The following is a 22,524-nucleotide window of genomic DNA, read 5'->3' on the forward strand; positions in this document are numbered from 1 at the left end:
GTTGACTACGTAACGGAGACTTGTTCGCAAAGAAACTGATAACAAGGACCGTCGTCAAATGTAATTACGAACACTTTTGTGAATACCGCAGAAGAGCCGTACTGCCCCTCTTTGTATCTTATTTCTTCCAGCCAAGCGTGACTGGGAAGCTCTACGAGTTTGCCGTATGATTTTTCCATGAGATCCCGTCGGATCGCGTAGAGAAAATCACACCTATAAGCCCATACGTTTTTGAACGTGAAGCACTTATTTTCAATATCACCTCTTTCGTTCTCGAAAGAGAATTCAAGCGAAAATTGTCGACCGCCTTGGCTTTTTAAGACAGGACCGTCATAAAGAGATGTGGGTGGGGAGGGAAAGTCCCAGATGATTTCCATTAGTTATCTCCTGAACTTATATAAGTGCTAGCTTTTGAGCCGGACCCGGTGATTCGAATATATGGGGTGCCAAAGTCGGACAAACCGTTTCGGGCAAGACGTGCTGCCATGTCGGCTTGTGTTGCGGAATCTGAGGATAGATCAATCAACTTCCAACGGTCGACCGGAATATTTGCTTGACGAAGCGCAAGTGACGAACGTGTGTTTACAACTAGGTTTCGTCCATTAATTACGATTATTTGTACCGGGATCTGCTCGGGCGTAAGTTCGCCTTTTCTCAACATTTGTGCCACATCGTTTACCGTCTTGCCACTGAATGCACCTTCCGCACTAAACCTTGGGCTGGCAGTCGTCTGGGTAAACGAAAATGGATTCTTTGACAAATTCGCAGCTAAACCCGAATAATCGGTCTGGGTTGTTGGATTAACGACATACCCTTGCGGCCGATCTCCACCGGCTAGCCCAATCGGATCCGGGCTGGCATACTGCCCGGTCAGCGGATCGTAGTGCCGATGTCGGTTGTAGTAGAGACCTGTCTCTGCATCTTCATACTGTCCCGGAAACCGCCAAGGGCAGAACAACTCATCCGGCTCTCTTTGATGCTTTGGCGCTGCAGCAAGCGCACCATAGGTGCGGGTGGCACGAACGGCGCCCCATACATGGTGATCGGCCGCCCAGACGAGATTGCCTTGTTGGTCGAACATCTCCTTGGGCGTACCCAGATGATCGCAGACGATCGCAAGCATCTCCCTGGACGGTAGCTGTTTGGCCAGCAGTAGATGACTGTTCTCCTCGAAGTGCCAATGTGTGGCTTCATCCCAGGCAATGTGGCCATCGAGCCGCAGTGGTGCCTCTGCCACCATATGGTCGCCATCCCACAAATATGCAGTACCAACCGTGGGAACGGTGTTTTCGGCATCCGTCTCGTCTGCCTGCGGACGGGTGGCGATCGGGACGCCATCATCTTCGACGAGACCCCGCCAGCGAAGGGCTGCAGAATAGCGCTCCTGCTCGGCAAAACGACGGACCTTCGATATTCTGCGCCCGAAGGGATCATAGCGAAACAGCCATTCCTCGCCCTCCAGCGTGGTGACGGCCACCAGCCGGTCATGCACATCCCAGCGATAGCGGAAACGCTGCGGGCGAAAGCCGTCGCGCTCCACCCGCCGCTCGATCAGCCGGCCGCAGTCATCATGCTTGAACTGGATGCGCTCGCCCTTCGGTCCACGGGCAATCTGGACGATGCCACCGGGCGACGTCTGCCAGCCGGACGGCTTGGGGGCAGGGATGAAAGAACCGAAGGTCTCGTCGAACTCCCGCCCATAGGGTGTCGCAGCAGGGTCGGACAAGATGGATGAGGAAGCACCCACCACGTTGCGGGCTTCGTCATATTGGTAGCGCTCGGATCCGAAGGTGGCGTCGGCATCCGTCAATTGGCCATTGTCGTCATAGGTGAACTTCCGTTCCCCCCATGTGCTGTCATTAATGCTGATGGGAGCAAAGGCGCGGTCATACTCGTAAAGCCGGCGGATCTGGCCGGGCTTGGCGCGCGCCGAGCGTGGACCGGAAGAGGAGGGGATGGTCCAGCCAAGGCGGGAGACATCGAGATTGCTGGCAACCGCTGGACCTGCTGCCTGGGCGATCAACTGACCTGCGGCATCGAAGCGCTGTAGCAGATTAAAACCACCCATGCGCCGTTCGGTTTCGCGACCGAGACTGTCATGCTTGAAGGTGAACTCTGTATCACCGGCAACCATGCGCTCGACAGCGCCCAGAGGGTCTCGCAGATAGTCGACAACCGAACCGCCAAGGCCTGTGATCTCGCGCAGGATGCGGTTGCCCATGGCATCCCGCTTCGATTTGATCCGCTTGCCGTTCAGGGTCTCGCCAATGATGCGGCCATTGCGATCACGCTCGAACTTGACCAGCGCCGCCTTGTTCTCGGCACCCGTCAGCAGACCGCGCCCGTCATACCAGAAGCGCGTGACATCCTCTGGCTCGTCCTTGACCGTGAACGTCTCGATCCGCTTGATGAGACCGGATTTGTCGTAGGCGTAGCGCAGCTTTGCGCCATCGGGCTTGATCGTTTCGGTCACCTGACCGGCAGGATCGCGACCATAGCGCCAGGCGCGGCCATCGAAATCTTCTTCCAGAATGACACGGCCCGCGGCATCGCGCTCATAGCTGTAAACGCGGCCTGCAGCATTGGTAACGGAGATCAGTCGTCCTTCTATATCCGTGCCAAGCTTGATCTTACCGCCCTTCGGATCAACGATCGCCTCGAGTACGCCGAAAGCACCATAGCGATAGGTCCAGAGACGGCCTTCGCCATCGGTGACGCTTGCAAGCTGGCCTGATCCATCAAAGCTTCGTGCCACCCGGATGCCATCGGGACGAACCATTTCGCTGACGGTATCGAAACCACCGGCGCCTGCCCGGTAACTCTGTCGCGCTACCGATCCATTCGGGCTGATCGTTGCGATCAGGCGGTTTAACGCGTCATATTCGAAACGGGTGGTGTTGCCCTTCGTATTGGTAATGGTTTCCAGGCGATTATATTTGTCCCAGGTCCGACTCTCGACGGCACCATTGGCAAAATGAGTTTCGACAATATGACCGAGATTGTCGCGAACAAGTCGTGTGACATTGCCTTCGGCGTCTGTCTCGGCAACGACATTCGAATGTGTGTCGTGTTGGTAGGATTTTCGGTTGCCGGTACCATCGATGACAAGATGAAGTTCACTGTTATCGCCCCAGATGAATGTCGTGGTGCGGCCTTCTGCATCGGTCTGCTCTGCAACATTGCCGCGTTGATCGTATTTCGTACGGTTTGTGTTGCCATTTGCGTCGGTTGTCGCCTTCCTGAATCCAGCGCGGCTGTAGCTATGTGCAACGGTACCGCCGAGCGGATCGACTTCCTCGGTGATGTTCTCATTTTCATCGTACCGGAAGCGCTGCGCCGAGCCTTCATTTCCGCCGGGAAGATAAATCGTTTCACCGTCTTGATAGCGAAAGCTGTCGTCATTCCACATGCCGTTGGTGCGGGTATGAATAACCCGACCTTCCACATCGTAGGTGAAATGCGTTTCCGACTGCCGCGTTACGTTATGCCAGGAGGAGAGCAGATCTGCGTCATCATGCCAGGAATACCGCACCGACATCCCATAGTCGCAGTCGGCGGAAACCATACGCCCCTTCTGATCGTATTTATATCGAGCCAATTCGAGCTCAGTGCCGTCTGTTCCGACGAGTGTGATGGAAAGGCGCTGACCGTTTTCATCATTATTGAACAGAAGCAAGAGTCCATCAGGACCGTCAACCCGCTCGAGCCATCCGTCATCATTGCGAGACAGGAGCAGGTCGAAGCCATTGAGGTCTGTGATCTTTTCCAGCCGATAGATCTTGTCATCATATTGCCGGAAGTGCCTGGTGATGCGCCCTTCTTTCAGGGTCAGTTGCTTAAGCCACGGCGCTTTCAGTTCCAAGTTTGGATAAGCGGAATTGGTCGATGGCAAGAAGTTGAACGGCCGATCGAACAAAATTACCTTGCCGTCGGCATTGTGGAAAACAAGCTGTCCTGACTTCGGATTGGAAAACACCTCGTCGAACATCGAAACCTGGCATGGTCCAAGCGGACTGATATAGTCGCTGGGAAGAGCAAGCTTGAGACCCATATACCGGGAGCCATCAAACGTCAGAGTTCCGGGCACCACGAAGTCGCACCATGTCTCAAGATATTCGCCGTTCGCGACAGATACTGGCTCACCTGCCGTAAGCACAGAACCAGCTTTGGTTAGTGCTGCCTTTCCCAAAGAGCCAATAGCTTTTCCACCTAGTAGGTTTCCCCACATTCTGCCGATCGCAAAACCGGCTTCTCCTTTTTCCGCGCTCTCGTTGAGGTCAGCTACGGCTTTATCGACCGTTTCTCCTAAATTCGTAGCCGCGTGCCATATTCCCTTCGCCGTTTCGATCGGATGTCGAAAAATCTGGTAAATTGCTTTAGGAGTATCAACGAAGAAGCCTTGTGCTCCACCCGCGACCATATCGCCCGCTGTAGATCCCATTTGATCAAACGTCTTCCCCACGACGTTTCCGCTCCAAGTCAGCGCCTCACCGCGTTGATACGCATTGAAGTTGTATTCAACTCTAGGAGCTGAAATTCCTTGGTCCTTATACCACTGAGCGGCGTTAGCGAGTTCAATGAGGGCGGCTTGAGCCTCTGCCTCAGAAAGCCCCTCCCTCGCAGCAAGCTCTCTCGCCTCCTGCGTTAAAACCGTTGAATAATTCGGCGTAGGTGGAGCAGTTGCATCAACGACGAGCAATGCTCGCGCATTACCGTCCCGCTTTGCAAGGTAACTACCCTCTAAATCGCGTTCCTGGCCGTTGATAAGCACGCGACGTCGAAGGTATTTTTTACCTGCCGGTGGCTCTGGTACAAGCCTCTCGTCTACTAGATCACCGCTGAGACCCGTCAGCATTTCTGGCGTTCGCCCCGCCTGGCCGTCGAGCTTGTCATTCATCGTGAGGCTCCTGATAGATTAAAGGGGGGCGTTGGCTCTCAGGTGGGCTCAAAGGACCCAATAGATTTCTGCGGCTCTTGTGGTCCGGGATCGGAACGGTTGATCCAGGCTTCCTGCCGATGATGCCATGTCGAAAATCCCATGGAGTAGCTAAAATTGGAGCCCTGTTCGATAAGCGCCCAGCCTTTATATCCGGGGTTGACGGTTCCCCTGAGAACGCCCGGCTCATGTCCGGTTACGTTCGGCACGGCGCAGTTCAGTTGGCAGTCGAACTTCCCGTTGTTTCGAACGGTTGGGGTGAAGCGCTCGGTTCTCTCGAGATTGACCATCGAGCAATAGGCAACGTCTTCGACACTTGAACCAACCGGCGTCTTGCAAACATCTGGGCCTGTCGAAGTAATGACGTTAGAGGGGCAACGTCGAGCCGAAACCATGGCCTGGTTCATGTCATGCTCCTTCCGGTGTTTTCTGAATGACTTGAGGCGTTTTCACAGAGAAGATTTTGGCCTGTTCAAAACGGTCAACCTCGAAGTTGAGGCGCCATGATAAATAGACGCGCCAATCCTCTATTTTCCTGGCGGCGATATCCAGAAACACGGTATCAAGAACCATGGGTTGCTGAACTTCCCGGCCGTCTGGTGCGACAAGATCAACCATCGGCTGTCCCTCTGGAAGGTGAAAGCGCACCTCATCGAATTGGGCACTTAATCCGCTCAGGATCACTCTCTCTGTACCTTTCAGATAGGGGTCGAGGATGAGGTCCGGATGTGCCGAATTGTGGTAGGCAAAATCATAATCGGGGGGCCAGGCTGGCCAGATATTATCTTTCCAGTTTTGGTCATAATTTCCACCTAGTGGGCGACGCGGCAACCACGCGGGCGGGATTGGACCAAGGTTTTGCGGGGTCATTTTCTCATAGGGATCTGACACCCGTTCATGCACGCTTTCTATCTGCGGTGCTGCGACTTGTATGGTGTGGTCCGTCCATTCGGGATCGACCTTGCCACGGCCCAGGGGATTTCGGTGATCGGTATCGAACAGGGGCTTGCCATCTACATCTTGCCCTTGGGGAACTTCTCCTCCGAATGCATACTCGTAATGAAGTGGCACGTCCGCTACGGGTGTCGGTTCCGATAGCACCCAGCCATCGAAGTATCGCCTATGTCGCTGCCATTCCTTTTTTTCGCCTTCGGATAATCTTCGCTTCCATTGCGGTTGCCAATACCGCGGCCCGGTAACACGAAGATATTTTTCCAGACGGACATCTTCACCGTCTTCTATTCGAAGACCACATCTCCATGACGCTTGCGGATTTCCACTGGGTGCTCTTGCCACGGCATTGACGATTATGTCGGTTGCAGGCTTGTTGGGCACCATATCTGACGGATGCCAAAGCGAAGTCACATTGACGGCACCATGGCACAGGTCAGTGAACACCATTGGTGCCTGCTCCTCTGCGACCATGAGGAGCCCCGATGGGCCTAGCTCATAGGTCGCTTTAACGACAATGATACCAAATTCGCGATCTTTCCTGTCCCGGCTGTAATATCGGAAGTTGGGGAAGGGGGTGTAATTGACCAATTGGGGCATGGACAAACCTAATTGTTATCGATCATCGGAGCGATGAGCTGAATGTGGCTGTCGGCCTCGACGTAAATGCGTACACCCTTCAGAACAATTGTACCGTCATCTTTCATGATCAGGATGGATTTTGGCGGGATGTCATTACCATCTTCGTCCTTGCCGCCGCCAACGCCGATAAACAACTCTTTGCCGATCATAACATTCTTCGTGTGCCCGACCGTCTGATTATAGACCTGGCCCACAGTGACGACCTTGGCGACGCCGACCTGCTCGGTCTGAGCCATGCCGACGCTGGTGTTTTGCATGCGGCTGACAAGCGTGTTGAAAACGCCCTGCCCAATCATTGAGGCGACCTGCGATCCGAGTCCCGAACCTGCCGATCGCATCGCATCACCGGCATCGGTGCGCAACTCGCTGACGGCAGCGTCATTAACTCCCGCGCGTATTGTATCGATTGATGAGGCGACAGTGCCCAAAGCACCCGCAGACATAAGGCCCGTGTAACCTGCGGCCTGAGAAAGAAAGTCAGTTGCTCCGCTACCTGATTCAGCAGAGGCCTCGCCGCTTGCTGCTTGTGCTGCTGCAAGGGTTTTGTTTTCCGATGAGGGGCTGTCTTGTGCCGCAGCGGAAGCCAGTGACATCGCATGTTGTAGCATGCTAGCGCTTGTTCCGGAGAGGCCAGCGAGCAATCCCCCCGCAATAGCGTTGACTGCACCGCCAACACCGCCGACGACCATGTTCAAGCCACCGCCCACCTGCTGGCTCATATTGGAACCCACTTCCAGAGACTGGTTCGTGCCAACCGAGTGGACCGCGTTGGCGTCCACACGGCTGGTCTGGTTGTTGAGAACTTTGACCGTCTGATCCTTTTGGGCGTGCAGGAATAGATTTTCCTGTCCCTTTTCATCCTCGAAGGTGAGCTCGTTATGGCCTTGGCCTTTGTGAGTATTGGAACGGATCGCCATGCGGGTCTTGTTGGCTGGCAGGTCGTAGGGCACAGAGTTAGCAGGGTTTGGTACCACGCCAATAACAAGCGGCTTGTCCGGATCACCATCGACAAACGCAACCATCACCTCCATGCCAATGCGGGGTATGACCTGCGCTCCCCATGTTCCTCCGCCCCATGCCTGACTGACCCGCACCCAGCAGGTATCCGTGCCGTCCTTCTTCGCCTTACGGTCCCAAGGGAACCAAAGCTTGATACGGCCATACTGATCCGGATGGATTTCCTCTCCCTCGGGACCAGCGACGATGGCGACCTGCGTGCCCTCGATCTTCGGGCGCTTGGTCGTGCGGTGCGGGGTCAGTGGCACGCGGGCTGGAATGGCCTCGAATTGGTTGCGGTATTCCGGCTCGTTGCTGTTGGTCTCATAGGAGCGGTCCACGATGGTGTGGCTGGCTCTGATGATCACATGCTCTTCGTATTCGTGCTCGGGATGGGCTTCTTCGTAGGGCGTGAAGCGACGACCGGCTTCGAGAATACGCGATGTCGAACCACCGAAGACCCGGTCATGATCGGCCTCTGTCGCCTGGACCCGCAGCTTCTGCGCCCGCTCTGCTTCTTCCACCGTCTTGATGCGGGAAGGGTACTCGTAAAGCTCCCGCTTGGTCGCATCCGGCATCTGCACCAATGAGGGTGTCATGGTGCCCGGCACCATGCTCGGTGTCTCGAAATTCCAGTCAGCGCCTGCGCGCTGACCCGGCACATAGGAAAAACGACGGGCCCAGTCATTGATGTGGTTGCGATCCGACGATCCCTGTGCCAGTCTCACTCTGCCTTCGCCCTGAGCGGACGGCGATGGCCCAAGCCATCCATTGGCGGTATCGGCCACATGCAGCTTGTGAGAGCCGTCCTCATGGCTGAAAAAATAGTATAATCCGTCCTCTTCGAAACGCCGCAAGAGATAGTCGAGGTCGGTCTCGTTGAACTGAACACTGTAGATTTGTGCAGGCGGAGGTTTGATGATGCCCGAGGTGTCCGGGGCGGGAATGCCGTGCTCGGAAAACAGCGTTTCGACGATATCGATCGAGTTCTGGTTCTGCCAGATGCGGCAATCGGAACGGCGGGATAAGAGCCACATCTGCGGACGAATGGTCATGGCGTAGGAGCGCAGGCCACGGGTGATGGGTGGTCCCTCATGCAGGTCCGTCACCAGACCGTTGAACGGGCGGCGGACGCCACCACCATCTTCGCCCTGTTGCACCTCCACCGACACATCAACCAGACGCCCTATCAGCTCTTCCGGCTTCACCGCTTCCTTCTTGGCACGGACATTCAGCTGTATCTCGAACAGCTGTGAAACGCCCTCGTTGATCACCATCCGCTCCGGCAGCAACTGGTCTTCGCCCAGCGGCGACTTGACCTTCAAAACACGGCTGGCCTGGATGAAATCGGCGGACGATGGCTGGTCGGTCATGGGGAACCCCGGTGATCGGATAGAGTAAAATATCAATCAGCTGTCAAAATCTGGTCGGAATGCAATCAATCATTGTGGCAAAACCAAGGAGGCTTGGCCGTTTGTACAACCAATCAGGCGGAAAATCGTTCCGCAGTCCCAAACCTGCCGTAATCTGCCATCTAGTTTTATGAGGATGGATGCGGTCGGGACATGGGGATTCGCTGATGGCGCTTGTTGATATGGACAGCACAATGCCCAAAAGACGCGCGAAGGCGCACAGCCCGCAGACGAAGCATGATGCCGAAGGCTATGGCCTTCATCGTGAAGAGGCCAACGAGCGTCGCGGGGCCAGTTGGTGGGTGAGCCTCGGACGCCGCGGGCACAAGATCGTGCGGCTGTTCAAGGACAGTGTCTATGGCAGCGATGAAGTTGCCTACAGAGCGGCCCGCGCCTATCGCGATGCAATCATCGAAGCCATACCGCCCGCCACCAATCATGAGCAGGCCGTTCTTCTGCGCAAGACCAACAAGAGCGGCATCTCCGGGGTGCGCCGGATCGAGAGCCGCGAGGGTGAAGCGTGGCAGGCGACACTGATGACAAATGACGGTCAGAAGCGCGAGAACTTCAGCGTGTCGAAGTTCGGTGAACTTGCCGCGAAATCCATGGCCATCGCCCAACGCCGCAAATGGCTGGCCGATCTGCCCGTGACACATCTGGCCTATGCCCAACACGCAGCAGACGTGGCGCTGGAGCATTTTGCCGACGATCTCATCCCCGTCAGCGACGTGATGCCGGAAACGCATCTCACTGCTGACGAGATCGAAGCCCGCATCCAGGTGATCAACGATGACTTCGACAGGACGCGACCGAAGCGGCTGCGGGTTCGCGTCAAGCGTTACCATCATAACAGGCTCTCGGTGTTCGTATCCGATGGCGGAAAGTCTGCCAAACGCAAGCTGATGCAGGTCAATACACGTAAGCTCGGCAAGCTTGAGGCTTTGAGCGAGGTCAAATCGAAGATCGAGGCGGCGGTTGCAGAGCTCTATGACGCGGATACAGCAAGATGGTTTATGGAAGCGCAGGGCAACGACCTTCTGGATGACAACCGCTTCGATGCAGGGGAGGGCTTCAACGTGCTGGTATTTGTGGAGGCGGCCAAAAATTCAAGATCCAATTGCCCACGCTGAAACAGGCACCAGCTTTCACTCGCAACGTTTATCATCATCAGGGCGTCGCGTTTCTCTGGTCCACACAAGCGTTTTCCGTGGACTACTTCGTAGCCTCCTCCCACAAGACACCTGATGACATCCGTCAATTTTGAATTTTCGCAGAAATGGGCCGCTGACAGAAAAGCTTTCCGGGATTATGTCACGGAATATCGGGTGGAAATTAGAGAGGGCAATATGGCACGAAAAGCGTATTTGCAGAATTTTGTCAGTGGTACAGGTCAAGCAATCGGTCTGTTGCGAACCCGCGAAGACGATAGCGAAGAGGTTAAACAGGCCGTCGTCAGGGTCATCATTTCTGCCTTGGCAGCTTTTTATATTGCACCAACCACTTATAGCGGATTGCGGATCGCTCCACCGACTGGAATAACAATTCTGTTTTTAGTCTATCTCCCGTTTTCCTGTTTCGTGTTGTGGTGGATGAAAACCCGCCCGAGCAATCGTCCTTGGCGGCGCACGATCGCCATTTTTTGTGACATGCCTGCACTGACTTACGCAATGTCCGTAGGCGGCGCTACAATGCTGCCGATATTCGCGCTTTTGCTTTGGGTTGCGGTCGGTAATGGGTTGCGTTTCGGTCCTCGGTACCTTGTTGCCTCAACAGTCGTGGCTCTTCTATCGATAGCTGTCGCTACGATTTTCAATCCCTATATGCGACAGAATCCATACATCGTCGTGACGCTGACGGCGACTGCTGTTCTGGTGCCAGCCTATATATACGTCTTGCTGGATCGGGTGCACCGCGCCTATCAGGCAGCGCAGGAAGCAAACATTTCAAAGTCGCGTTTTCTCGCCCAGGCAAGCCATGATCTTCGCCAGCCGGTTCATGCCATAAGTCTTTTCACGGCGTGTCTTCGCGATGCCAACTTGCAGGCAAGCGAATTACAAATGGTGGACAATATAGATCGTTCTTTGCAGAGCGTATCTCGCTTGTTCAAGTCGTTGCTTGACGTCTCTACTCTCGACAGCGGCAAGGTCGTTCCGACATATGAGGCGATCGCGATTGCGCAGATTCTTGATGATGTGCTGCAGCAAAACAACGAAGCAGCGCAACTCAACGACTGCAAACTCAGTGTCATAAGCTGCAATGCCGTTGTTATGACGGATCGTGCATTGCTGACGACGATGCTGCAGAACATTGTGAACAATGCGATCAAATATGCGCCGGGCCGGTCCATCACAATCGGTTGTCGACGCGAACAGGGCACCTTGGCTGTGCAGGTCTATGACCAGGGCCCTGGCATATCGGAGGAGCATCAACAAAGGGTTTTCGAGGAATTCTATCAGGTTCGGGCACGTGGAGACCGGGATGTGGATGGTGTGGGTCTTGGTTTGCCGATCGTGAGACGCTTGGCACATCTTATGAACATGCACGTACGGCTTCGTTCTGTTCCAGGGCGTGGTACCTGCGTCACTCTGGCAGGTTTGAAAGTGTCTTCAAAGCAGCTTTCAGCACCAACTCCGATCAAACAGTCGCCGCGCAACATCGGTATTATGACTGGGTTGCATGTTCTTCTTGTCGAAGATGACGAAGCTGTTTTGCGGGCGACAGCAAGCCTATTGCGGAAGTGGGGCTGTGAGGTACAGGAAGAAATCAACATTCCGGTCCAGCCTGGTTCCTGGGACCTGGTGATTACGGACTTCGACCTTGGGGAGGGTAGAACGGGCAGCGACTGCATTTTCGCGGTAAGAACAATGGTAGGTTGGTCGTTGCCAGCGGTGGTGATGAGCGGCCATGATGCCATTCGCGTGCGAGAAGAATTGTCAGATGATAGTATTCCAATTCTGTCAAAGCCCGTGCGCCCAGCAGAACTTCGCTCAATCATCATGGCTGCCTTCGTGGAGTTCAGAGACCGCAGTTAGGTTCGTAAGCCCCGTCTTGGTGTCTGACAAAAAGATGCCTAAAGAGGCCACGTCTTTAGCAGCCCTTCCGCAACCCCTTGCGTGACTGCTGCGGCACGTGAGGTCACGCCAAGGGCTCTGAACAACGCCGAAACGTGTATTCGGACTGTGAAAGGGGAAATACCAAGTTCCAGAGCAATTTCTTTATTCGTCTTGCCTTGGGCTATTAATTGCAGGACGATAAACTGTCTTTCGCTTAATGTGGTCCGGTTCAATGATTGCGCAGGCGTGTTGTGTGGGAGCAATACGACAAGATCGCCAGCTCGCACTGCCTCGAGCCCCTCAAACATAGCCTGCGGGGAAATGGCCTTGTTAATGAAGCCGTTGATGCCACACGCCATCGCTGCGTTGATCGTCGCTGGATCGTCCGCCATTGTCACGACAACGATCGAGGACCGAGCGAACTCTTGTCTCAGCGCAGGTAGCGTGTCCAGGATACTGTGCTTTGAGAAAAAGAGATCCAACAGAAACATCGAAGGCGGCTCGTTACGCTCTCTCGCGAAGTTGAGAGCCTCTTCCAGCGTCTCGTTGTTCACAACGACCACTTCAGGGAGTTTTCGTCGGATCAGTGACGTCATGCCGTCTCTAAAGACTGGATGATCATCGACGACGACGATTGTTTCTGCGTTCACACAATTCGCCTCTCAGGTCTTTAGGCGGGACCTATAGCAGTGCGTGGTGTCGATAACACTAGCACGTTTGTACTATTTGTTCGCATCTGTAACAAAAACCTATGGATGAAAAAAGTAAAATTATAATCAACTAAAACAAGATATCTTCTTATGAATCATAGTCGAGGGCAATTTGAACGCGCCGCCGCTTATCTCTAAAGCGCCGCTGATATATAAGTGTATATTATCATTAATTAAAAAAGAAAATTCTGAAACCCTTACTCTGAAAAATAGCATGGCGGACTGGCTTCTGAGATACCGATTAAAAATGGGTTGTCTCATCAGAGGCGTGGTTTATAGAAAAACTGAACCCATTCTTTTACGTCTCTCGGTTTAGTATAATCGAGTAGTACATCCGTACTAATGGCTTGGCTTTGTAACCTGTGGTTAATCCTCGCTCCTAACCTACCGCATACGCATTGCGTGCGCCGGCATGATTATGGAGAAAAACGATTGACCCCAAAAAGCAAAAAAGGGAGCCTGTATCAGGCCCTATCAAACTCTACGGCGCTGATGGTGACCCGCCGTGCAGCGGTTTTTATTCCGGCCTCGCTTGCACTTTTGACGTCAACAGCGATGTCTCAGGACGCAAATGACTTTATCCATGACAATGGCAGCACCACAATTAGCACCGATAATATATTCGAGGATGACTTCATTGTTGGCCTCAACAATAAGGGCGTCTCGTTGGATATCAATAACGGTGCCAAGGTTCTGGTTGATAACAGAGTTATCATTGGTGGTTTAGGCGGTTCTCAGGCCACAGTCACTGTCTCCGGTCCGGGCTCCGAGCTCAATGTCCGTCGGACAACAAGCGTCCTCGGTAACCTTTTGACAATTGGTGGCGGGTGCAATGGTTATTCGCTGTTTTGCACAACCGGCGGCGATGGTACTCTGATCATCGAGAACGGCGGAAAAGTCGACGCACGGGAGGTGAACCTCGCTGACGGGATGGATTCACGTGGCACGCTTTTGGTGACGGGCGTAGGTTCTGTCCTTTCAACTGACACATTCACCACAGCTCAAAGTGGAGACGAAGAGGATTCCATCACAGTCGAAAATGGCGGATCCATCCTAACTAACTACGCTGGTATCGGATTGCGTAATGCGTCCGTTGGTACCAGTGCGGTCAATATAAAAGGTCAGGGATCAAATTGGACAAACACCGGTGCATTTGACTTGAGCGGAAGTCTGAGCGTTTCGGACGGCGGCACTCTCGTTACGTCGACTGCCTCCCTTGATACCCACGCAGACTTGATTGTCACAGGTGGGGCAAGCTCCATCAACATCTCAGACAAGATCGAAATTGAAGACGATGGCCATGTTGTCGTTTCACAGGGAGGTTCGCTGAACGTCGCCAACTCGATCAACATTGGAAACGATGGTTATCTCGTCATTGGCGGCCAGATTGATACGGATTCTCTGGCTGGTATACCTAAGATTATCAATACGGAGGCTGCGGGAAAAATTAATCCAGGGGCCCTGGTCGATTTTGATGGGTCGGGATCTGGTCGGATTGTTTTCAATCATACCGAGACAGCCTACGAATTCTCTAACAAAATTGTCGGTGACGGTTCAATTGTCAGTCTTGCGGGTGAGACGATTCTAACCGGGGACCTCACCGGCTATGGATCGTTTAATTCCTATGCAGGACGGGTCATTGTCGATGGCAACAGTAGACTTGTGATCAAGGGTGATCTTGGGACTGCTATCATTGATGACGACGATTCGGTATTCAAGGACCCAAGCTATTTTTCAGTGCGTGACGGCACATTGGTGATCGGTGGCGAAACCGGACAAGTCATCACGGATTTCCTCGGCAACGAACTTTATACCAGTCGCGTTGACGTCTGGGGTGATACGCTGAACTCCGCAGATACTGGAACGAGCGTCACCGGTAAATATGGCCGCCTTGCTGGATTTGGCACTGTCGGCTCGGTACGCGTCGATAAGGGTGCGTCAATCTCACCCGGCGATATCGGTAATCCACTTGGTACAATTAAGGTTCGTGGCGAACTCGATTTCCTCGAAGGTTCGATCTACGAGGTTGACGTTGCCGCAAACGGCATGAGTGATCGTATCGACGTAGAGACCCTTAAAGCGTATGCAGGTAGTGACGCGAACGGCAACCCAATCACTGTGGACGGCGTTGGCAAAACCACCATCGGTCAGGATACAGCTGTCCACGTCACTGCACTGGATGATGCGACAAGCTATCAGACCGGTCAGACCTATACGATCTTGACATCGCAAGGAGGGATCACAGGCAGTTTTGCGCAGGCAGTTTCCAAATCTGCATTCCTTGACGTGGCGCTTGATCAGAAAGAAAAAGAGATCGATCTGAGGATCTCGGTGAAGGATACGGTGACGCCGCCTCCAACAAATCCGCAACCGCCAACACCTCCGGTTCCTGAGCCTCCAGCAAATCCGGAACCGCCCGCCAATCCACCCCCCCAGCCGCCGACAAATCCGACGCCAACACCTCCGGTCAGCCCTGAAGCCGGACTTTTCGACAGCGTTGCGGATACAAGCAATCAGGTCGCAGTGGCCCGCTCGCTCAACACTCTGCAGCAGAGCGGACAGTCGCTTGCTCTCTATAACCGACTTTTGCTGCTGAGTGCAGACGAGGCGCGTGGTGCCTTCGATCAACTGTCCGGGGAAACCCATGCCGCAGCGAAATCAGGCTTGGTCTCAAGCAACCATTTCATCAGAGATGCTGCAAACGACAGACTACGGGCGGCATCGGGTGATGTTGCCGCCAAGCCGGTACCAGTCAGTAACTATTGGGACAATGGCCGCTGGATGAAGGAAGATCCAATGGCCGCCATTCTTCCGAAGAAACTCGATCCAGCTTGGTCTGCATGGGGAAAAGCCTTCGGTTCATGGAGCAGTCTCGATGCGGACGGCGGACGAGCAAAGACAGACGTTGCGACCGGCGGCTTTGTGACAGGTATCGACACACTTGTTGATCAGGATGTTCGGCTCGGCGCATTTGCCGGCTACAGCCGCTCCAGTTTCGAAGCGGATGATCTCACCTCTTCAGGAGACAGCGATAATTACTCATTCGGTCTGTATGGCAGCAAGGAATGGGGTGCTTTGGGCGTAAGGGCAGGCGCAGCCTACACGGTCCACCGGATATCGACTGACCGCTTTGTAAACTTCCCAGGCTTGTCCCAAGAGCTGAAGGCCGATTACAATGCCGGCTCGTTGCAGGTTTATGGTGAGGTCGGATATGAGGTCCAAACGTCTGTCGCGGCATTCGAGCCTTTCCTCAACGTAGCGCATGTCAATCTCCGGACAGACGCGTTTTCTGAAAGTGGCGGTTCCGCCGCGCTCAGTTCACAAAAAGACACCACAAACACCACCTTTACGACACTGGGATTACGCACGTCCTCCGATTTCAGCTTGGGCGGCGTTCTCACCAAGGCCAGCGGTACGGTTGGCTGGAGACATGCCTTCGGCGACACAGACCCAACGTCTCGCATGTCTTTTGCTGGTAGCGATAGCTTCGTTGTCGATGGCGCATCTGTTTCCCAAAACACCGCAGTCTTGCAGTTGGGGCTGGATTTCGCGATTTCGGAGGATGCCACTTTAGGCGTGTCTTATAACGGCGAATATGGTGCCGACGGTGTGAATAACGGTGTTGATACCAGCCTGAGAGTGCAATTCTGATGAGATGCATCTTTCTGAAAATAATAACGATGGTGGCGGTTTACTCCGCCGCCATCGGCCCGGCATTTTCCCAGTCTCCAGGCTCGGTCAAGACTGAGCCATCCTCTCTGGCAGAAAGCTACGGCGACTGGAGCGTGCGTTGCGTGACGAAAAATGAGGCGCGTGAATGCGCGTTTTCGCAGACGCAACTCAACACAAATTCGCAACGTGTTCTGGTCGCTGAGTTACGAACTCAGGCAGATGGAAGCCTCCGTGGAAGCTTGATTTTGCCTTTCGGACTTCGATTGGCGGACGGCGCAACCTTCGCGGTTGACGACCTGCCGCCAGGCAAGCCTGCGCCGTTCCGCACCTGTCTTCCTGTGGGCTGCGTAGTCTCATTGATCTTTACCGAGAAGGTTGCGTCCTCACTTCGCGCGGGAACAACTTTGAAAATTACCGCCAAGTCGAGCGATAGCGGCGAGGATGTTGTGTTTTCAGTGTCGCTCAAAGGATTTGAAACGGCCTTGCAGCGAACGAGTGCTCTTGGCAAACAATAGCCGTTGGGATTTGAAGAGCACCGGAATAGAAAACCTACATAAGGATTTCTATTCCGGTGCTTGATCTGGCCTTTTATCGGCTCATTCCTCTGCCGGTAACTTGGTACCATACCACTTGTAAATCAGCACGGGATCCGAACAACTCAGGCTCTGACAGGGCCGTCAGATATCCGTTCAATCACCTCACACCTAAAACGCTATCAGCAATTTTATCATCTTCATTTCCTGTTGTTCCCGCAACAGCGCTCATGTGAGTTACCCTCATTATGGCTGCCCATTTTGTTGCAGAACGCGTCGCACACCTGGCGATATCGCCATGAACTTAGGTTTCTTCAATGAAAGTTTTCTCAATCGTCCCGTTTTCTTTAAACAAGATCATTGCATAGGGATTTTCACTTGCATCATCAGGGATCGCAATATCGCCATTTAACGCCCGAGGTAGACCACCAAGTGCGAGTTTGTGATCTCTTCCATCGATGGCTTCAACGTCGAACTTGATCGGAAAATCGATACTTTCCGTTTTCCAGAAAACGGCCCATGAATCAGGGACGCCGTTATCAAGCATTTCGCCGACAGCTACAACATCGCCGTCCCAGATGTTGCTCGCAGGGATGCCCAGAACCTCACATATTGCTCGCTTTGAATCTTCGAGACTGACCTCTCTCGAAATATAAATATCAACACCATGCGGCTTGTTCATGATCCTGCCCTCACACTATTTTGCACTTTCGCCGGATTTCTAGGGCGGTACAAAGTTACAATGGGTCATCAAGTTTTTTTACGGGATTCGACCGGCCACTGAATCTTCATATTCCGGATGGCTTCATTTCTGATCAGCCGAGGGCTGACAACAGCCGATCACGATTTTTCTGCAGGGACTCAATGTCCCTCAGATATATGGCGGCGTCGTCGGCTTCAACGTCCTACACGAAGGTTGAGTCTCACGCTTCTGCGCTTGAAAGCATGAAATCCGCCAATGCTTGTAGCCGACTGCAGATCGCCTCGGGAGACTGACCCCGTATCACGGAGGTGTAATGGGTTTGTTCTCAAAGCGAATTCGAAAGTTGCGACGCTGGAAATCCTCTCTGAAACAGACAAAAACCAGTTCGAGATCTTGTGAAGCGTCTTTCCGTCCCAGAAGACTGAATGAAGCTACGATGACGCCGTTATAACCGCGGGTGATCCGAAACGCTGCATTGCGCATCACGATGGCATCATGATCACCACGGTCCTCTCGACGGTCATAGACAACCCAAAACCGAGCTGCTTTCCACTTCATTTCGAGCATCTCCCTTACTTTCGCGAGAAATTCTTCACCGCTCATGGAGGGTCCCCACGACAAGGGGGTCTCGGCGTCATCGTCGGCGACACTGAAATAGCCGTCATAGTCGCGACCGGTATCCAGCGCTGCCTCAATCTTTGCGAAGGCCTGGTCTTCAGTGATTGTCGTTTTGAACAGGATTGCCATGGACTAAATTCCGAGCCTTTCCATCACAGCATTCTTGCCGCTCGACCGCTGCGCCGTGTGGCATTGTTGTAGTAGCTGGATGCCTGCTGAACGGAACGATGGCGTGATTGCTCCATCGCTTCGGGCAGGGGAATGCCCCGGTTCGCGGCCTCCGTCAGATAGCCGGACCTAAGCCCGTGGGCGGAAAACTCCCCGGGCTCCAGCCCGGCCATAACCACGCGCTGCTTCAGGATCGCATTGATGGCGCCCGGCTCCAAAGCATGTTTCGACAGGTTTCCCCAGCGATCGATCTTGCGAAAAATGCTTCCGCTGTCGATGCATGCGGCCGTCATCCATGCATTCAGTGCATCCACCGGCCGCCCTGTCAGATAAACAACGTCATCGTTTTCGCTCTCAGACGTTTTGGTTCGTCCGAGGTGAATGGAAAGCGAAGGGAGGGAAAGGGCGTCGTCGACCGCAATCGGCACCTCGACGGTCAACTGCTCCTTGCGCAGCCCAGCGATTTCACTGCGCCGACGTCCACCGGAGGCAAACGCGACCATCAGGATCGCCCGGTCGCGGATATCGCGCAGGCTGTCTGACCCACAGGTCGCAAGCAACTTCGCCAAGACGTCGCCGGTTACGGCCTTGGCACTTTTCCGTTTTCGCGGACGCGGCGTGGCTCGGACCGCCAGCCGGATTGCCTGCTTGAGGGCAGGTGAGGTAAACGCTCCCTGCTGGCCGCGCCATTTCGTCAGCGTCGACCAACTTGCCAACCGTCTGCGGACCGTATCGGGTGCGTGAGGGCCGACGGATTTCAGGAACCCCTGCTCACGCAGGAGATGATCGACGTTCTGCGGCATGCCATGATCGGGATCGCTGATCCGCTTTTCGGGATCCCACAGATGATGGGCAACGAATTTCAGCAGCAGAGCTTCGGGTGCAGGCCAGAGGAGGGAGACGCCGGTCGCTGCAATGGACCAGGCCTGCAGATAGGCAAGGTCAGACGTCAGCGCCCGCAGCGTGTTGGCACCCATTCCTTCGTTGACCAGATGTCGAAGCGTCTCGATATCCTGATCGGTCAAAAGCTCTGCAAGCTCATCGCGACGCTCAAGCGGCAGGACCGCTGCAATCGTGTCGAGTTCACGTAAGCGGCGATCAAGACCACTCATATCGGTAATCCATGCTCATCGTAAAAATCGTCGTGGTTGGATGTGGCCCCGACTGGAACGTTCTTGCGACCTTCTTCTGCAAGAGCCATGAACCTGTCCATCGCTTTTTCTTTTTCATTGATCGAGGTCAAGGAGGCAGTCGGCGTCCCGTCTCTACAGATCACGATCTCATCACCAAGGAGCGCCAGCTCAATCAGATCCTCAAGCCGTTCTGCTGCCCCTTCGATTTCAATGAACACCCTCATCCCTGCCTCACCAAATCCGCTCATTCAGCACTGTGTCGAACACGACATCCGTTGAGATCAGCACGCAATGCTCCAGTCTCGTCTGTGCTGCCAGAATGCGATCCCATGGATCGCGATGGTCCCAGTCAAAGCCCGCAGCCAGCTCGGCGTGCAGATCGGTTATGGCAAGAGTTTGCAGGCCACTGGCTGTCACGGCTGTCCGCAACTCCTGTGGCTTCAAGTCGAGCTTGTTCAGCCGCATCTTGTTATCCAACTCATAGAACGAAACGGCGCTGACCAGGACGACATTCGTCTTATCCTCGATCAGCGCGCGTGCCCGTTCAGAAAGCCTTTCGCTACCGATGGTCCACCAGTAGATCGCATGACTATCAAGCAGGATCTTCATTGCGCTGTTTCGCCAGGCTGGTCCTGCCAGACACCTGTCTCGTCGTTCCAGTCGCCGGCGTCTATCGCAGCCTGCTCGGCATCGACAATATCGAAAAGGTCGTCGGGAAGGCCACGATGGCGCAAAAGACCAAAGGGGCGCTTGTTGCCATCAACGGCGGGTCCAATACGGGCATAGACCTCGTTGCCGCGCATAATCACAATTTCCTCGCCCTGATTGGCACGCTCGAGGACTTCCGCAAAATTCTTGCGAGCCTCACTGATTTTATAGCTGGTCTGGGGCATGGCGACCTCCGAATTCATGATGTAAGCGACTGTATCACGGGATACGAGAATGTACAATAAAAACGTACATATCAGAAACGATAAGGGGTACTTATCGATGGTTAGGATGCCAACCGTCAATCGTACCAACTGGCGAACTATAAAATACAGATAGAGTTCCTATAACAAATCATTTACCATGATTTCAATGACTTATGATTTCACGAAAATCAGCATGACAGCCCTGATGGAGCCAGCTTTTCGGGCGGGTCTCGCCCTCACGCGTCTGGATGAGCGCATCGCCCGTTCGCCGGTCGGCGCCGGCTGGATTGAGCGCACCCACTTCGCCGATGCCTGCGCATCGCTGTGGATCGACGGCGAACTGGTCCATCTCGAAGACCTCGTCCTCCACGATGCCACGAAAGATATTCGCACACCCACCCATGAGCTGACAATCGCCCGCGACGTGCTGCGAATCCGTCGGCGCGTCGCTGCCCAGTCACCGGACTGGGCGCTCTCTGCCGACGGCATCCGCTCGCTACGGAAAACCTCGGAGATCGGGTCGGGCGGCGGGGACGAGGCGACGACGGCCGGAGTTATTCGGGCGGCAGTCGCGATCGACGCGGAAGGGGAGGGGGATGAAGGTGACGACGTCAAAACTCTGCCCGGCGTCGACTATGCCGAGATCGATGCGATCCTCGCGCGCTCTGACGCCGCGATCGAACGAGCCAAAAAGCCCGGCCGGGCTCCGGCCGATCCGCTGGTCTATGATCTCGACTGGGACGAGGATGCCCGGCTCGACGAATGGCGGAGCGTGGTGCGCCAGGTAGAAAACCTGCCGGCGGTGCTGCAGGCGATCGTCGCCCTCGATGCCTGGAACGAATTGTCCGTCCTTCAGCACGCGCCCTGGCTTGGTCGGCTATTGGCCGCGTCGATATTGCGCCAGACCGGCGTTACCACCGGTGCCCATCTCGCCGCCATCAATCTCGGCCTGAAAACCATTCCTGTCGATCGGCGCCGCCATCGCGATCGCGAGACTCGTTTGCTTGCCATCTCCCATGGGCTGATCGCGGCCGCGGAGATCGGGCTCAAGGAGCATGACAGGCTGGCGCTGGCTCGAACACTGATGGAGCGAAAGCTGGAAGGGCGCCGGACATCTTCAAAACTGCCGGAGCTGGTGGAGCTGGTGATGGCCAAACCGTTGGTGTCGGCAAAAATGGTGGCAAAGACGCTCGAGGTGACGCCGCAGGCGGCGCGGCGGATCGTTTTGGAGCTGGGCTTGCGCGAGATGACGGGGAGGGGGAGGTTTCGGGCATGGGGGGTAATCTGACCCTTCTCTACGCTGTTCGTCGGGGTTTAAGCGCTGCAGCGCCGATTGAAGGCCTTGGTCTGCAGGATGCGCTGCCTCATCTCCTGTGCGTAATTTGCCACGAGCACCGTAAAACAAATGAGGAACATCTATGGGCATGCTATGCGTTTAGCTGGAACAGGGAGATGAAATGGATGATCGCCTCGAAGGCCAGCCGGAATGCTTTGATCGAACAGAAAAGACGCGAGGGAGCAACACTCGCCGCGCTCGCTGCTGAGCTTTCAGTTTCACTGACGACCATCAGCCAAGTTCTGGCAAAGATCGAACGCAACCGTCGCGTTGTCAAACTTCGCCTCGAAGCTCCCTTGAAGAGAGTGACCAAGCCCTATGAAGGCGAATAGACAATGAAACGCGATATGGATCTAATCCGTCAGATACTTCTGGAAATAGAGGCGGGAAAGCGACTGTACGACATTCGTTCGAATGAAGTGAGCCGGGCATTGGGCGTCGAGGAGGCCGGCTCCATGTCGCGCGAGGACGCCGAGAAATGGAATTACCATCTCAAACTTTTGGATGAGTCTGGTCTGGTCGAATTTCGGCAGACAGGCGGCGGTGGCTGGTTCGTCAACGGGATAACATGGTCCGGCCACGATTTCATCGACAGCATACGCGATCCGGATGTTTGGGACCGTACAAAAGCAGGGGCGTTGAAGGCGGGCGGGTTCACAGTCGAGCTATTGAAGGATCTCGCCAAAGGCTTCATCAAGAAGCAAATCGAAGACCGGACAGGTATTTCGCTGTAGTTCCGCCCACGCC

The 22,524-nt window shown here is 54.6% G+C and carries 19 protein-coding genes; 7 read left to right on the plus strand and 12 right to left on the minus strand.

Going from position 1 to position 22,524, the window contains the following annotated elements; translation table 11 throughout:
* Positions 1 to 5: 5 nt before the first annotated feature.
* From RMR21_RS23940 to tssI, 5 genes are read right to left on the minus strand one after another with little or no spacing between them, the layout of a single operon-like run.
* The gene (locus tag RMR21_RS23940; protein WP_498672521.1) at positions 6 to 377 is read right to left on the minus strand and encodes a hypothetical protein; all 372 of its coding nucleotides are present in this window, start codon (positions 375 to 377) and stop codon (positions 6 to 8) included.
* The gene (locus RMR21_RS23945; RefSeq protein WP_498672523.1) at positions 377 to 4,897 is read right to left on the minus strand and encodes an RHS repeat-associated core domain-containing protein; all 4,521 of its coding nucleotides are present in this window, start codon (positions 4,895 to 4,897) and stop codon (positions 377 to 379) included. The genes RMR21_RS23940 and RMR21_RS23945 overlap by 1 nt, the downstream gene beginning before the upstream one ends.
* 38 nt (positions 4,898 to 4,935) lie before the next feature.
* Complete coding sequence (locus tag RMR21_RS23950) at positions 4,936 to 5,343, minus strand: PAAR-like domain-containing protein (protein ID WP_103588174.1); 408 nt, start codon at positions 5,341 to 5,343, stop codon at positions 4,936 to 4,938.
* Position 5,344: 1 nt separating this feature from the next.
* Entirely contained in the window at positions 5,345 to 6,487 is a 1,143-nt protein-coding gene (locus tag RMR21_RS23955; protein ID WP_498672525.1) for a DUF2169 family type VI secretion system accessory protein, read from the minus strand.
* Between the two features lie 8 nt (positions 6,488 to 6,495).
* Complete coding sequence (tssI, locus tag RMR21_RS23960) at positions 6,496 to 8,898, minus strand: type VI secretion system tip protein TssI/VgrG (RefSeq protein ID WP_498672527.1); 2,403 nt, start codon at positions 8,896 to 8,898, stop codon at positions 6,496 to 6,498.
* Positions 8,899 to 9,131: 233 nt separating this feature from the next.
* Here tssI and RMR21_RS23965 point away from each other — a divergent pair, with 233 nt between their 5' ends.
* Entirely contained in the window at positions 9,132 to 10,067 is a 936-nt protein-coding gene (locus RMR21_RS23965; protein ID WP_498672529.1) for a hypothetical protein, read from the plus strand.
* 114 nt (positions 10,068 to 10,181) lie between these two features.
* The gene (locus RMR21_RS23970) at positions 10,182 to 11,969 is read left to right on the plus strand and encodes an ATP-binding response regulator (protein WP_498672530.1); all 1,788 of its coding nucleotides are present in this window, start codon (positions 10,182 to 10,184) and stop codon (positions 11,967 to 11,969) included.
* A gap of 38 nt (positions 11,970 to 12,007) precedes the next feature.
* Here RMR21_RS23970 and RMR21_RS23975 read toward each other — a convergent pair whose 3' ends face one another.
* The gene (locus RMR21_RS23975; RefSeq protein ID WP_498672532.1) at positions 12,008 to 12,640 is read right to left on the minus strand and encodes a LuxR C-terminal-related transcriptional regulator; all 633 of its coding nucleotides are present in this window, start codon (positions 12,638 to 12,640) and stop codon (positions 12,008 to 12,010) included.
* A 492-nt stretch (positions 12,641 to 13,132) separates the two neighbouring features.
* Here RMR21_RS23975 and RMR21_RS23980 point away from each other — a divergent pair, with 492 nt between their 5' ends.
* Both RMR21_RS23980 and RMR21_RS23985 read left to right on the plus strand, forming a co-directional pair.
* Positions 13,133 to 16,351, plus strand: coding sequence for an autotransporter domain-containing protein (locus tag RMR21_RS23980; protein WP_498672533.1), 3,219 nt, complete (start codon positions 13,133 to 13,135; stop codon positions 16,349 to 16,351).
* Positions 16,352 to 16,380: 29 nt separating this feature from the next.
* A complete protein-coding gene (locus RMR21_RS23985; RefSeq protein WP_498672534.1) occupies positions 16,381 to 16,887 on the plus strand; it encodes an invasion associated locus B family protein in 507 nt (168 codons plus the stop codon).
* 322 nt (positions 16,888 to 17,209) lie between these two features.
* Here RMR21_RS23985 and RMR21_RS23990 read toward each other — a convergent pair whose 3' ends face one another.
* The 6 genes from RMR21_RS23990 to RMR21_RS24015 form a co-directional block, all read right to left on the minus strand.
* Positions 17,210 to 17,587 carry a hypothetical protein gene (locus tag RMR21_RS23990; protein WP_498672536.1) on the minus strand — a complete coding sequence of 126 codons (378 nt, stop codon included), beginning with the start codon at positions 17,585 to 17,587 and terminating at the stop codon, positions 17,210 to 17,212.
* Positions 17,588 to 17,908: 321 nt separating this feature from the next.
* Positions 17,909 to 18,355 carry a hypothetical protein gene (locus RMR21_RS23995; RefSeq protein WP_498672537.1) on the minus strand — a complete coding sequence of 149 codons (447 nt, stop codon included), beginning with the start codon at positions 18,353 to 18,355 and terminating at the stop codon, positions 17,909 to 17,911.
* A gap of 23 nt (positions 18,356 to 18,378) precedes the next feature.
* Positions 18,379 to 19,506 carry a site-specific integrase gene (locus RMR21_RS24000; protein WP_498672539.1) on the minus strand — a complete coding sequence of 376 codons (1,128 nt, stop codon included), beginning with the start codon at positions 19,504 to 19,506 and terminating at the stop codon, positions 18,379 to 18,381.
* Complete coding sequence (locus tag RMR21_RS24005) at positions 19,503 to 19,775, minus strand: prevent-host-death family protein (protein ID WP_498672540.1); 273 nt, start codon at positions 19,773 to 19,775, stop codon at positions 19,503 to 19,505. The genes RMR21_RS24000 and RMR21_RS24005 overlap by 4 nt, the downstream gene beginning before the upstream one ends.
* A complete protein-coding gene (locus RMR21_RS24010; protein WP_498672542.1) occupies positions 19,759 to 20,136 on the minus strand; it encodes a type II toxin-antitoxin system VapC family toxin in 378 nt (125 codons plus the stop codon). Before RMR21_RS24010 ends, RMR21_RS24005 begins: the two co-directional genes overlap by 17 nt.
* Complete coding sequence (locus RMR21_RS24015) at positions 20,133 to 20,420, minus strand: type II toxin-antitoxin system Phd/YefM family antitoxin (RefSeq protein ID WP_498672543.1); 288 nt, start codon at positions 20,418 to 20,420, stop codon at positions 20,133 to 20,135. Before RMR21_RS24015 ends, RMR21_RS24010 begins: the two co-directional genes overlap by 4 nt.
* Before the next feature lie 178 nt (positions 20,421 to 20,598).
* Here RMR21_RS24015 and RMR21_RS24020 point away from each other — a divergent pair, with 178 nt between their 5' ends.
* The 3 genes from RMR21_RS24020 to RMR21_RS24030 all read left to right on the plus strand — a co-directional run bounded on the left by RMR21_RS24020 (position 20,599) and on the right by RMR21_RS24030 (position 22,511).
* Positions 20,599 to 21,729, plus strand: coding sequence for an RHE_PE00001 family protein (locus RMR21_RS24020; protein WP_498672545.1), 1,131 nt, complete (start codon positions 20,599 to 20,601; stop codon positions 21,727 to 21,729).
* A 164-nt stretch (positions 21,730 to 21,893) separates the two neighbouring features.
* A complete protein-coding gene (locus RMR21_RS24025) occupies positions 21,894 to 22,109 on the plus strand; it encodes a hypothetical protein (protein ID WP_498672547.1) in 216 nt (71 codons plus the stop codon).
* A gap of 3 nt (positions 22,110 to 22,112) precedes the next feature.
* Positions 22,113 to 22,511, plus strand: coding sequence for a DUF2513 domain-containing protein (locus tag RMR21_RS24030; protein ID WP_498672549.1), 399 nt, complete (start codon positions 22,113 to 22,115; stop codon positions 22,509 to 22,511).
* The last annotated feature ends 13 nt before the right edge of the window (positions 22,512 to 22,524 follow it).

It is taken from the genome of Agrobacterium sp. rho-8.1 (assembly GCF_033957725.1).
Taxonomy (GTDB): Bacteria; Pseudomonadota; Alphaproteobacteria; order Rhizobiales; family Rhizobiaceae; genus Agrobacterium.